Source organism: Bacillota bacterium (assembly GCA_023511455.1).
Classification (GTDB): Bacteria; Armatimonadota; HRBIN16; order HRBIN16; family HRBIN16; genus HRBIN16.
The window spans coordinates 53,817-66,856 of the sequence record JAIMBJ010000018.1 but is presented as its reverse complement, the minus strand read 5'-3'; the positions used below and the strand labels follow the sequence as shown (position 1 = coordinate 66,856).

The following is a 13,040-nucleotide window of genomic DNA, read 5'->3' as shown; positions in this document are numbered from 1 at the left end:
ATGCTACGACGGTTTCCGTACCTGCGCACACTGGCTACGGTGTGCATCCTGAGCCTCACCGTGCAGGTGGCGGCTCCGCTCTTCGCTTCCCCCAGCACAAGGGGGGTAAAAGCGACAGTTGCAAGCCTTTCCACTGACCACAATCCTCCTCCTCCCAAACTCCTCACGTGGGCAAACAGTCGCCCGAAATTGGCAGGTAGCAGGAACTTGGCGACCAATGACTTGATATTGGGCTATCCAACGGCGAGAACGCAGTCCGTCCAAGAGGTTGCAGTACTGCTTCATCCTCGTTTGGTGAGGAGCGGCGAACGGGTCACTGTTCGAGCAATTTTCGCCAACGCCCCCACTGGTTTCGTAGATGTTGCCTTCTCGTGTAGCAACGGACAGTTTGTTGGCTCCGATGGCAGTCCCTCGACGACGTTTACGACGAGTGCTTCGGGAGCCACCCTGCGCGGCTTCACGTTCTGGCGACGTGCGGAAGCAGTCTGGATTGCCCCGGATAGCCCAGGGAGAGTCACCCTGCAGGCTACGCTGAGCATCCCGCACGTCTACGAGCTTTCGGTGCAAAGCGAGGTCGAGGTGCGGGACCGCTTACCCTTGCGTGTGGAGTGTAAAACGACCCCAGAGGTATGGGTAGCGCATCTGGGCGGTCATTCCAGAGTGGAAGTCAAGGTTCGTGTCCTAACGGAGGACGGTCAACCAGTGAGCAAGACGAGGATATACATCACCACAGACCGAGCGATGCTGGTGACAAGACGCTTGATTTCCGTCAAACGAGAAGCTGTTGTATGGGAGCCAATCCACGAAGAGGATGGGCTGCAGGAATACGTCCCGGTTGTCCGGACGGGTGTGTTTTCGCGTGAGGCGGAGGCGCTAGCAGAATCGGTAGAGGCTTTTACAGACGAACGTGGGATGACATCCGTCTATCTGGAGCCCAGCGACCCGCGCGGTGTGGCGAATATATCTATCCGTGTTGGTGACACGGAAGAGGTGTTGCCCGTGCTTCTGCTCTCCCCTGAGGGACTGCGTCTAATGTTTTCAGACAGCGGACTGGCATGCAGCGATAAACCCGAGCAGATTAGAGCTGTTCTCCTGAATGCCTCTGGAGAACCGGTAGCTGGCCAGCAGGTGGCATTCTGGTCTAACAGAGGACATATAGAGCCTGCTGAAACGGTGACCAATGCACGCGGGGAATGTACAGTGGCACTCTATTCAGATGGAGAAGATGGTTACGCCACAGTAACTGCGACTGCGCTGGGGTACACTGCCAGACACTACACCCGTGTGCATGGCAAGACGGTTCCTGACACTCTTTTGTCGCCACTCACCACCCCCACCATCCGCATTAACGTGTATGCCCCTAAGGACGTACGCCCCGCAGGTGCCGGTTTTTCGCAAGACGAGACACGCGGCTGGGTTGTGATAACAGCGGACAATTCCTTCGCGCTACCATTAAGCATCTACATAGCCGTTGACCCTGTGCCCTACTCGGGAGGCCATCAGCATCATTCCGCCGTACGCCCGGCTGGTACCTGCACGCCGTGGCAGGGTATTCTTCTGGGAGTCTATTGCACTACTTACATAGCTCCTGAAGTTTGCCGCGAGGCAAAGATTAAGGTCATCCCGTCAGCAAGTTTCCTGTTTAATCCGGAGCCACCACAGCCCTTTGACACAGCTGAGGTATTCGTTCCTGGTCTACAGAACATGCCGCCCGGAGATGGGTACACACTGGTTGGGCAGACCTCTACTCATCCGAGCAACCACTGGGCAGATCCAGATGTGATTGAGAAACTGCGGAACATTGCCGAGGACTTTCAGACACAATACGGCTCGTCTCAGGGGTATCGTCGATTGAACTATAATGACATCAGCCTCCAGTGGGGTGGCTTGTTCGATATAAACGCGGACTGGCGCCCACCGCATTATAAACACAGACGGGGCAGGCAGGTGACTTTAGCAATGCGGACAACCTGCTAGCGGATTTGCAACGTGCTCTGCGCACGATTATCGGACAATATGGAGGGAACGTTCTGAATGAGGGCAATCACTGGCATGTGCGTTTTTAGCTTGGCGGTCATTAGCTGCGTCAGCATGGCTCAACGCGCCGCAGAGTCGAACCCGCCCGCAAAGCGACTGCTCAAACCTGCCGGGGCGATTCGCACGAGCAACGTGGACAACGTGGGGCAGGTGCGATACCTGAAAGACACAGGGGATTATCTGTTCGTCTGGAAGGGGCTGGATGGTCGTACAGTACAAGCGACATACGTGCCCGAATGGAAGGCACAGGTGACCCTCCTTGTCTCCGTGCGCCGGGAATCGGATAACACCTGGCGATACCTGTACACGCTGCGCAATCTGCCACACAGTCCGCTACAGGTTACCGCTGTGTACATGCTCACGAACGTCCAACCGCTGCGCGTGTGGGTCGAGAAGGGCTGGCGCTTTGTGGGCGTCGTTGACACTTACAAAGGGAAAGCCCACGAGTTCGCGGAGAACCCGTTGGTGGAACCTTCTTCTCCGCTCAAGCCGGGTGGTGAACTGCGCTATCAGGTGCTCAGCGAGTATCCGCCCGCTGTCGTGGACTGTTTTGTCAGGACAGACGCGCCCATCATACGGGTTCCTGAAGAGATGCCTACCGCGCTTGCTGACCGGTTGCCGCGTGGTTTCGAGGGTGGATTGCATGGCTATACGCTGGCGCCCACCGACAGCTTAACGGCGGAGCGCTTTCTGGAACAATGGCGCGTTGCTATCAGGGCGGGCTGGGTTACAGACAAACCACTGGCGCGTCAACTGACTAAGCATGTGGAAGAGGCGGTAGAGGCTGTGCGACGCGGCGGTCGATCGGCGGCGCGCGATGCCTTGGCGGCGATCCAGAAGCTGGTGGATCAACACCAGAAGCACATCGAGCCAGAAGCGCAGGCGTTGCTATTGGAGAGCCTGCCTTATCTTGTTCGCTGAAAGCAAGCTTGCCAGTGACCTGAACGAGGCATAGCCGGGGTATCCGTGCGGTGCCGGCGAGTTGGTGGAGCAGACGGTGGACCTGTCGGGCAGCCAGTGGACGACGAGTGCGCTGTATTTGCAGGACATCTCGCTGGTGCGTCGAAACAGTGAGTGGCACCACTTTGACCCGTCGGGCACGGACCCGGTGGTGAGCAACAACCTGTATGACGTGTTCGGGGTGTTGCGCCATCCGCAGGGCAGTGCGCAGACGCTGTGGAGAGAAAGGGGGAAAATACGCGACTTGCTTCTCCCCCTTTCTCGATGCTGGTCACCACGCTAAATCGGCGATTCGGCTTCCATCTGCGCCACGAAGTAGGCGGGGTTCAGCTTGTCGCCGGTAGCGAACTCCAGTGCCTCCTCCCAGGGCACCGACGCGCCAGTAGAGAACACCTTCTGCCTCAGGAACGTACCCACTTTCGGACTGTGGACGATAGCGTCCGCTGGCTCGCCTGAAAGCACCCTCGTGCGCAGCACATTCACCAGCTGCGACGCCTCCATCTCCCCCAGAATGTAGTTGTGGTAGTAGACGGGTGCAAGCGCGATATGGATTTTGGCTGCCCAGTCAGGGGCGTTGCGTCCTTCCGGCTTGCGCAGCCACTGATACCGTTCCACCAGCTGCCACCAGAGGCTGTTCAGGTCGCTATCGGGGTCGGCGTACATGGCGCGCTCGAAGTGCGTCATCACCAGCACCCAGCGGGTAAATACAATCAACGACGCCTGCATCTCCTCGATGGCGGGACGCGCCACCGCCTGCGCCTGCTCGTCGGCGATACCCACGTAACGTTTCAGCCACTCGGCGTTGCGGTGCATCCTGCCGAACAGCATGGCGATGGCTTCAGTGCTGAGTGTGTGTGCGGGGGTGCGCAACAGGTAGGGTAGCGAACGGTCGATGTAGTAGTCGTACACGGCGTGCCCCAGCTCGTGCAGCATCGTGCCCATCCACCGCTCGTTAGGACGCAGGTTGCAAAGGATGCGCACGTCGCCCTCGCGGTCGATGTCGATACAGAAAGCGTGCTGGCTTTTGCCCTCCTTCTCGTAGAGGTCGCTGCGCTCTAGGATGGACTCTACTGACAGACCCACGTCGGCATAGAACGCACGCGCGATGGCTTCGATGTCCTTGTCCTCGAACAGCGGGTTCAGGTCTACCTCGCCGGGCGGCGGGATCTGGAAGAAGGGGTCGGTGTAGTGCCAGGGGCGTAAGTCCTCCACTGCCACCCCGAACCGCTCGGCGAGGCGACGGTCGAGCTTCTCTTTGTAACGTCGGAAGGGTTCGTTGCTCAGCTGGTGCAGCTCCTCCAGCAGGGCGAACAGCCGTTGCTCGTCCAGCTCTTGCAGCTCCAGCTGCATGGCGTAGTAATCGCGGAAACCCAGCCGCTGCGCCTCGCGGTTGCGGATACGCACCAGTTCACGCACCGCCTCCGCCACGCGCTCGCCAATCTGTTTGCTGGCTTCCCACGCCTCGCGCCGCTCGTCGCTGTCGTCGCTCTTTTGCAGCACTTCACGCAGGGTGTTGTCGCTGACGCGCTCGCCCCGAAACAGCGCGCGATAGGTGTTGTACTCTTTCTCGATCTCCTTTTCGCGCTGTACGATTTCATCGATCACCTTCTCTGACATCTGGTGACCGCGATATTCGTCCAGCAGCAGTTTGTGCTGGCGGCGCAGTAAGGGGTTGGAAAGGCTGTCGTTGGGGATGCTTTGCAGCAGGCGATACTCGTCTTCGCGGGCGTATATCTTCATCAGCTGCGCGTGCAGCGATGCGCCCCGCTCGAACGCCTCTTCGCTACCCGTTACGTTCGCCTCCCACCACGCCAGCGCCGCCTCTTTGGCGAGCGGGCGAACCTCGTTCACGTGCTTTTCCAGAAACTCCGTAAAGCGGTCTGGCATACCCACCTCCTGATACAATTGCCTTCCTGTTCGTCTCTTTAAGTATACATGATACTGTCGCGGTTTTGGGTGGTCGTGCCCTCACCCCCAGCCCTTTCCCACCCACACACCTGTTGCCTCTCGGTTTACCTGTTTCTATGGGGCAAAACGAAAGGTATTCACAGGAGACATGCGTTTTTGCACGAAGAGAATCTTTAACCTACCTTGGGAGGAGACTGATGAAAGCGGTAGCACGTCATTTCCTTATCCCGATGATTCTCCTGGAGGTCGCAATGGGTGTTGCCTTTGCCGAAGAGGCGTTGTGGATTGTTCGCGGTGTGCCGTCACACGGACTGGTGGTATCCCCGGTCAACCTGCGCTCTCTGACCGGGCGGACGGGAACGCCCTCCGTGACCGCCATCACCCTGCCCGATAAAAAGCCGGTGATGGTGCAGTTTGTGCCGGATGGGGACCGGGGCAGTGGTGTTCTGGTGGCGCAGTTACCCGGAGCGGGAGACTGGAAACTGCAGTTGCAGATTCGTGACAGCGGTAAGGACGGCGCCAAGCCGGCAGGTGTGGTATCCACCGACCACTACGAGATGCTTTTCACGGATACCCGACAGGCGGGCTATCCTTCAGCCATAGTGTATCGCTCCACGGGCAAGCGTCTGGAGACTTTTGTGTGGAACGACAGGGTGCATCACCGGTCGCTCGGCAGCTTCCATTTGCGTTATGACCCCGAAGCGCGTGCGGAGGTGGTTTCGGATGGTGAGATATGCACCGTGGTGCGCGTGCAGGCGCGCTACTGCCAGCCCGGGGGCAAACGACCACCTTCGGAGCCGTTGGCGGTATATCACTGGTTCCTTTTCAAGCGGTTGCCACTGGCGTACGTCACCGCACGAGTACGGCAAAAAGAACCCTTTGCGTGGGATGAGTTTCACTTTCTGGAGTTCAACTTCCCGGACACCAGTTTTTCTCGATGGGCAGGAGGCGAGCCGTTACGCCACGAACCGCTGGTCGCGGACGGCGGCAGTGTCCGATTCGACGGATGGGGCGCGCTGTTCGATGGGCAGAACGCCATCAGTATGTGGGGACAACCGCTCATCATCCACGACGGACGAGGGGCATACGGTACGTACCTGCACTCCACGTGGCAGAGCTGGGACAGCACCTCTCTGCAGGTCTCCACATGGCTATGGTTGGGTACCGCGACAGACCCTGTGAACGCCGTACGGCAGGCGTCGCAAAGCTTCGGACGTCCTGTATCGACGGTGGTGACAACGCCTGCCCTGCGCCAGCGTATCGAAACATTCCGGCAGAAAGCTTCCTCCCTGCGTGGTCGCGAGCGACAGATGCGGTTCTGGACAGCTGCGCTGGCGGAGAGGCTGGAAGCGCAGGGGGATTTTGCCGGCGCGGAAAAGACGTTGAGCGGGCAGACACCGCCGGGATGGCACCGATTCTCCGCGGGAGACCTTGGGGTTCTCATCGGGCAGACGGAGGAAGGGTTCCGACTGCAGAGTCTCTACGACCTGCCAAACGAACGCGAACTGCTTGCGGCGGACAATCCACCGCTTTTCACCCTCAGCCTGCGGGATGCTGAAACACGGCAACTGCTTGCCCTGAGCGCGGACAAAGGCTGGCAAAAAGTGGCACTGCAACTACGCCGCGACGGCTTTGTGCTGCAGTGGAGCCAGCCCCGTGACGAACGCTTCGCGGGCATCAGCGTCACCGCGCAGGCGCGCACCGATAGCCGGCAGAACGCTTTGCGCTGGAACCTGCAGGTGCGCAACGCGAGCAAACGCTGGAGCCTGTGGCGGGTTACCTTCCCACAGGTGGCGGTTGCGGAGCCGGGCGACGATGCCACCGTATTGTTCCCACGCGGTCCGGCCGAAATCCAGCAGGGTGTGTGGCGACGTAACTTCGGTTATCGCAGCACCTATCCCAACGGCTGGTGCAGTATGCAGCTGCTGGCAGCTTACGCGCAAAAGCCTCGCCCCACCGGGCTGTACCTTGCACTGCATGACCCGATGGGCTGCACCAAAGAGATTAGTATGCAAAGCAATCCCGCTGGTCGCAGTGTACGCATGACCTTCGAACATCCCGTTCCGAACATGGGCAAAGCGGGCAACTCCTTTACCCTTGTTGGGCAGGCGGTGTGGCAGCTGCTGCGTGGCGACTGGTACGATGCCGCACGAATCTACCGCCAGTGGGTGATGCAGGAGGCGCACTGGTATCCTCGCGGAGGCAGCACGAACCCACGTCTGGGCAACGTGAGTGTATGGACCGCGCCGCGCCCGTTAAAGACATTTCGCGAGTGGATGCGAGACCTACCCGCGTGGTCACTGGCAAGCGGGGGAGCACAGGAGGTGGTGCCGCCCGTAGAGGAATTCGCGAAGTTCTGCGGCGTGCCAGTGGGCTTTCACTGGTACTACTGGCATCAGATACCCTTTGACAACGACTACCCGCATTATTTCCCCGTCAAAGAAGGGTTTGCAGAAGGCGTGAAGCGGCTGAAAGAGGCGGGCGTGTTTGTCATGCCCTATATCAACGGCAGGCTGTGGGATACGCGCGACAGAGGGATGGAGGACTTCCAGTTCAGCACCGTCGCCAGACCCGCCGCCACGAAGGACGAGGACGGCAACCCGTACACCGAGGTATACGGTAGCAAGGAAGCGGACGGCAGCCCGGTACGTCTGGCGGTGATGTGCCCCACCACCGAGCTGTGGCAGAACAAGGTACGCGAGATTGTGATGCGCCTGTTCGGGGAGTACGGGGTGAACGCGGTGTATATCGACCAGGTTGCCGCCGCGCCGCCAGTACTCTGCTTTGACGCATCACACGGGCATCCACTGGGCGGAGGGCACTGGTGGAACGAGGGCTACTGGCAGATGCTGGAGCGCATTCGTCGCGAGATGCCTGCCGACCGCGCCCTCACCACCGAGTGCAACGCCGAGCCCTTCATCGCATGGTTCGACGGGTACCTCACGTGGCACTGGCAGCACGAGGGGCAGGTTCCCGTCTTTCCTGCCGTCTACTCGCAGGCCATCCAGATGTTCGGGCGTGCCTATCGCGGCGGCAATACCAAAGACCTTGCCCTGCGCATGAAGGCGGCGCAGCAACTGGTATTCGGCGAGCAAATCGGCTGGCTAGACCCGAACATTATCCGCGAGGAGAGCAACGCGCGCTTCCTGAGACAGGTGGTGCAGCTGCGCTGGCGGTATCGGCAGTTCTTCACGCACGGCGAGATGGCGCGTCCACCCAAACTGGAAGGCAACATTCCCACCGTGCGCGCCGACTGGCAGTGGGAAGGCGAGTGGTGGGTGAGTGCGCCAGCAGTCTACACCGGCGCCTGGCAGATGCCAGAGCGGAAAAGCCTGATACTGTTCTTTGTGAACGTGGCGGACGAACCGGTCACGGCCACTATCCGCTTCAGCCCGTCGGCATACGGCATCCGCGCGAAGCAGATCCAGCTCACGGAGAAACGGGGTGAGGACGATTCGGGCAGGACGCAAACCGTTCCCTCTCGCTTCGAACGCAGGCTGACCATCGCCCCCCATCAAGCAGTGGTGTGGGAGATAGGTTGGTGAACACGGGGCATCGCGGCATCCCGCGATGCCCTGCTACTTCGACCAGTCGACCACCATCTTCTTGCGCCCGCGCAGCTGTTTCTCCACTGCTATCGCCGCGATGGCCCCCTCTGCCGCGGCAACCACTGCCTGCTTGATGTGGTTGCAGATGACGTCGCCAACGGCGTACACACCCGGAACCGCTGTCTGATACTCCGAGTCCACCATAATACATCCACCCTCACTGAGCGGAATCTGTCCGGCAAGGAAGTCCGTAATCGGATGTCCGCCCTGCAGGTAGATGAACACGCCCGCTACGGGCAGGCACTCCTCCGTGCCGAGAGGCGTGCGATACCGGATGGCTTCCACCTTCTCTTCGCCAAGCACCTCACGCAGCGCGGCTCCCCAGTACACGGTGACCTTTGGGTGACTGGTCAGCTCCTGCACCATCTCGGGGTCGGCGTGAATCTCTCTCTTTGGCGAAAGGAAGTGCAGTTTGCTGACAAACTGCGTGAGGAAGAGGGCCTCTTCCACCGCCTCTTCACTACTGCCGACCACAGCCACCTCCGCGTTGCGGAAGAAGGCGGCATCGCAGGTGGCACAATACGAGACCCCGCGCCCCAGCAGGCGGTCTTCGCCCGCGACGCGGTTGCCTCGCCCCATCGAGCCGGTGGCGATAATCACCGTCTTCGCCTGGTATGTCCCGTTGATGCCGAACAGCAGCTTCGGGTTACTCAGCAGGTCGGTCGCCTGAATCCGGTCCTGCACGAACTCCGCGCCGAACGATTCCGCCTGCTGGTGCATCCGCCGAACCAGCTCTTCCCCGCTGATTTCGCCCAGAACGCCCGGGTAGTTGGCGATTTTGCTGGTGATACCCAGCGCGCCGTTGGCGATGCCCTTGTCAATGACCAGCGTCTTCAGGTTTGCCCGAGCAGTATAGATGGCGGCAGTGGCTCCCGCAGGCCCACCACCGATGATGGCTACATCATACACCCCTTCCTCCTGGCGAGGGGGCGGCATCAACTGAATGTCGAACTTCATCACATCACCTCGTTATCCGTTGCTGAGTTTCGCCAAAATGTTACCCGATTCCAGAATCAAATAAATGACTCGTGACTGAGTATCCACAGGCTTCGCGTCCTCTGTGTGTTTTGCCACAATATTAGATACGCAGGGATTGGAGGCAGATTCTTCAGTAACCGCTGAGCAGGCAGGTGGATTACACCACCACTCCTATCCCGCTGACCTTCAAGCCGGGAAACACCCTCGCCACGTTTGGGTTGCCCAGACGCTTCTGCACCACCTCCGCCAGCACTTCGCGGTAATCGGTGGTGACTCTCAAATCGCCGGGTTCCTCCAGCTGATGCGGTTCGAGACCCGGCCAGCGGGCAAACACTTTGCCGCCCCGAACGCCTCCACCCAGCACCAGCATCACGCCTGCCCGCCCGTGGTCGGTGCCCAGTCCGCTGTTTTCGCGCACACGCCTGCCGAACTCGGTCATCGCCACCAGCACGATATGGCGCATCGCGTCGCCCATATCGGTGGCGAAAGCTGCAAGGCTCTGGGCAAGGTCGGCAAGGTTGCCCGCCATCCAGCCGGTGGTGCTTCCCTGCGCCACATGCGTGTCCCAGCCCCCCTTATCCAGGCAGGCCACCTCCAGCCCCACCTGTGCTTTGATCAGGGCGGCGACCTGTTTCAACCCGCGCCCGAGGCCGCTATCCGGGTAAACGGCTCCGCGCGCTGGCTGGTAGCGCGTCGGGTCGACGCGCTGCAACGTTCGAAGCACCTCCAGGGTATCCTGAGCGGTCTGGCTCACCCCGCGTCGCCTGTTCTGCGCATACATCTCGTGCAGGATGTGCTGCATCTCTTCTGCCTGCGTGATGCCCATTGTCTTGGGCATGGCAAGGCGGAAATCGGAGAGGGTCTGCAGCACCACAGCATCGGTGCTACCACGCAACGACTCAGGCAATACGCTACTGAAGGCGACCGCTCGCAGGGGCGAGGACTGCTTGCGGGGTACACTCAACAGGTGGCGTGCAATCCAGCCGTTATTGATGCCCGCTTTCGCCTCGGCGACGCCGCGCTCCATGGCGGACATGGCTTCGAAGTGCGAGCGCGATTTCTCCATCGAACCGCAGGCGTGGACGAACGCCAGTTTGCCCTGCTCGTACAGCGGGTAGAGCGGTTTCAGGGCGGGGTGCAGGGCAAAAAGGTCATTGAGTGCGATGGCGTGTTCCTTCGCAGGGCGTCGGCGGTCGTTGGGGGCGGGTATCGCCAGGGAGGGTCGGTGACGGTAATAGGCGTCCTCTGCGTAAGGGATGACCATATTCAGACCATCCGCGCCGCCGCGCAGAAACAGGCACACCAGCACATCGCCCTTGCTCTCGGCGCGGGGTGGCTTAAAGGCGACTTGCGCCAGCGCGCTGTTCCCTCCGAGCAACCAGCCCAGCATGGCAGAGAAGCCACCAAGCAGGATTTGTCGCCTTATTGGTGAGTGGTCGTCGTCGCCCAGATACCTTTCCATCTCTACCCTCCGCTGATTCCGTCCTGTGCCAGGTCGTCATCATCGCCACTGAAACTGTGGCGACGCCAGGATTAACGCCGCCTGCTGCGCCAGTGTACCGTGCAACCTCTCCCGCAAGAGACGCAACGGCGGTGCGTCCGGCGGCAGGCAGAAAACGGTCTGCAGCAAAGCGTCCCCCGCAGGCATCTTACCCACCAGCGCAGGCAAGTCCACATACGTCCCGCGTATCTCGTTGGCGCACAGCGCAATCACAAAGTTCCACCTTGCCAGCAGGGTTCCCTTCCACGTCTCTTCGCCCTGCGGGTAGCCATCTGGCAGCGGCCACTGGTAGAGCGGTTGCCCCATCTTGTCCAGATGTTCCTGCAGGGGACGGTTGCCGTCGGTCAGGGCGTAAAGCGCGCGCAGCGCGGATACCATGTAGTCGAGAGGACGCTTGAACGCCGGCGGCGACTGCAAAAACTCCTCCGAGAGCAGTAACTCGCGCAGTACCTCGCTGATATCACCTCCGGTGCTCAGATACACCTCGCTGAGACGGCGTACGGTTGCTTCGGGGACTTGCGCTACAAAGTGCGCGCACAGCTTGGCGCAGAGATGTCGTGCGGTGGAGGGGTGCATCGCCAGCATCTGCAGTACCTGCTCGCCCTCATCTTCCCCACCACCAGCTGGAATACGCCGCCCCAGAATGTGCTTCTCGCCGTCATCATGCCAGGACGGGTCAAAGCGGAACCTGCCGCGCGGGCGCAGGAAACGCTCTTCCACCGTCCACCCGGTGAAGCAGCGGGCAACTTCCTGCACGTCCTTCTGGGTATAACCGCCATGCACGCCCAGCGTGTGCAGTTCCATCAGCTCGCGGGCATAGTTCTCGTTTGGGACGCCGCGCCGGTTGCGGTAGTTATCCAGATAGAGGAGCATGGCGGGGCTGCGAGCGGTTGCTTTCAGCAGGTCGGGAAACTTGCCCAGCGCGTGCCGCCGCAGCACGTCCCGCTCATACTGGGGCAGGTAGTACGCGCAAAGCCCTTTGCGGGCGTCCACGTTGAAATGGTCGCGCCAGAAGTCCACCATGCGCTCTTGCAGCTGGTAGCGGCTGTAAACAGCGCGCAGGATGGCGTGTTGCTGCAGCTGGCGGAGCACTTCGGGAACGGGCAGGTCGCCCAGCTCGGCGGGGGCAACCTGAAATATCTCGAAACCCCGCAATCGCAGTCGCACCAGCCATTCCTCGCCCTCCTCATTAGGATGCAACTGCTGCTCGAGATAGGCGACCCTGCCCATCTCCGCCAGCCGGTCCAGCTCGGTGAGGGTCACACCGAAGGTAACGCGGTTGAGCCAGATGGTGTCGTCGGGCAGACCCCTTCGCGTTGCCAGACCGGCGACAAGCGGTGGCGGAGCCATTGCCCGACGCAAAAACGACTGGCAACCGGAGAGCAACCCAGCCCCCGCCACCAGCCCAAGATGAAGGCACTCTCTGCGGGTCAGTTGCACTGTTTTCACCTTCTTCCAGCTAAGAGACGGTGGTGTTCGCCGGTTGAGAGCGCGCTAAAGCCGCTGAGCGGGTGAACAGAGCTTCCACTCCAGCGCCCACCGATGCGAAACCCATCAGCGGCCCCACCACGAACCAGCCCAGTAGCGGTACCAGCATTGCCAGTACGCAGAACAACGCACCGCGCGACAGCGCACCGTAGGGGGTCAGCGAGGGTTCCAGCTGTTTCAAGCGCTGCGCCACCAGAGCCGCCAGTCCACTAAAGCCGATTGCCGCTGTAAGCAGTAGCAGCAGGTAAATCATCCATCCTATCAGCTTCAGCAGACCATGCGGCTGGTTCAGTAAGGCTACAACGATAATGCCCAGCACCACTACGATGAAAGCACCCAGCAGGGTTACCTTCCCCGGACAATGTTCGATCCGCTCGCGAGCACGCGCCGTACGCTCACCGAACAGCACCGACACCGCTATCACCAATGCCCACAGGGAGACTACCGTCGCCACCACAATCCCGACTACCGCGAGAACATCGCCAATCGTTGCCATTTCTCATCACCTCACTATTGTAGACGTTGGCAGGTAGAAAAAGTTTCCTGCTCTGCACATAACC

Annotated in this window: 9 protein-coding genes; 4 read left to right on the top strand and 5 right to left on the bottom strand. The window is 60.5% G+C overall.

Annotated features, from left to right (window positions below; translation table 11 throughout):
• The 3 genes from K6U75_10810 to K6U75_10800 all read left to right on the top strand — a co-directional run.
• The coding region (locus K6U75_10810) for an Ig-like domain-containing protein (protein MCL6475527.1) at positions 1 to 1,977 on the top strand (1,977 nt) is incomplete at its 5' end.
• A gap of 75 nt (positions 1,978 to 2,052) precedes the next feature.
• A complete protein-coding gene (locus tag K6U75_10805) occupies positions 2,053 to 2,958 on the top strand; it encodes a hypothetical protein (protein MCL6475526.1) in 906 nt (301 codons plus the stop codon).
• Between the two features lie 64 nt (positions 2,959 to 3,022).
• Complete coding sequence (locus tag K6U75_10800; GenBank protein ID MCL6475525.1) at positions 3,023 to 3,280, top strand: hypothetical protein; 258 nt, start codon at positions 3,023 to 3,025, stop codon at positions 3,278 to 3,280.
• Here the strand turns inward: K6U75_10800 and K6U75_10795 are convergent.
• Positions 3,277 to 4,884 carry a M2 family metallopeptidase gene (locus tag K6U75_10795; protein MCL6475524.1) on the bottom strand — a complete coding sequence of 536 codons (1,608 nt, stop codon included), beginning with the start codon at positions 4,882 to 4,884 and terminating at the stop codon, positions 3,277 to 3,279. The genes K6U75_10800 and K6U75_10795 overlap by 4 nt on opposite strands.
• Before the next feature lie 218 nt (positions 4,885 to 5,102).
• Here K6U75_10795 and K6U75_10790 point away from each other — a divergent pair, with 218 nt between their 5' ends.
• Positions 5,103 to 8,450: a DUF6259 domain-containing protein gene (locus tag K6U75_10790; GenBank protein ID MCL6475523.1), complete on the top strand. Its 3,348-nt coding sequence runs from the start codon at positions 5,103 to 5,105 to the stop codon at positions 8,448 to 8,450.
• A 33-nt stretch (positions 8,451 to 8,483) separates the two neighbouring features.
• On the opposite strand, the gene K6U75_10785 is transcribed toward K6U75_10790, so the two are convergent.
• From K6U75_10785 to K6U75_10770, 4 genes are all read right to left on the bottom strand, one after another.
• Positions 8,484 to 9,422 (bottom strand): FAD-dependent oxidoreductase, encoded by a 939-nt coding sequence (locus tag K6U75_10785; GenBank protein ID MCL6475522.1) that lies wholly within the window; start codon positions 9,420 to 9,422, stop codon positions 8,484 to 8,486.
• Between the two features lie 226 nt (positions 9,423 to 9,648).
• The gene (locus K6U75_10780) at positions 9,649 to 10,953 is read right to left on the bottom strand and encodes a DUF1501 domain-containing protein (protein MCL6475521.1); all 1,305 of its coding nucleotides are present in this window, start codon (positions 10,951 to 10,953) and stop codon (positions 9,649 to 9,651) included.
• A 39-nt stretch (positions 10,954 to 10,992) separates the two neighbouring features.
• Complete coding sequence (locus tag K6U75_10775; GenBank protein ID MCL6475520.1) at positions 10,993 to 12,432, bottom strand: DUF1800 domain-containing protein; 1,440 nt, start codon at positions 12,430 to 12,432, stop codon at positions 10,993 to 10,995.
• 19 nt (positions 12,433 to 12,451) lie between these two features.
• Positions 12,452 to 12,976, bottom strand: a complete 525-nt coding sequence (locus K6U75_10770; protein ID MCL6475519.1) for a hypothetical protein — start codon at positions 12,974 to 12,976, stop codon at positions 12,452 to 12,454.
• Positions 12,977 to 13,040 lie beyond the last annotated feature (64 nt).

Coding starts and splice junctions, on each gene's coding strand:
- K6U75_10770 (MCL6475519.1), bottom strand. CDS start 12,976: ATGGCAACGATTGGCGATGTTCTCGCGGTAGTCGGGATTGTGGTGGCG.
- K6U75_10805 (MCL6475526.1), top strand. CDS start 2,053: ATGTGCGTTTTTAGCTTGGCGGTCATTAGCTGCGTCAGCATGGCTCAA.
- K6U75_10790 (MCL6475523.1), top strand. CDS start 5,103: ATGAAAGCGGTAGCACGTCATTTCCTTATCCCGATGATTCTCCTGGAG.
- K6U75_10795 (MCL6475524.1), bottom strand. CDS start 4,884: ATGCCAGACCGCTTTACGGAGTTTCTGGAAAAGCACGTGAACGAGGTT.
- K6U75_10780 (MCL6475521.1), bottom strand. CDS start 10,953: ATGGAAAGGTATCTGGGCGACGACGACCACTCACCAATAAGGCGACAA.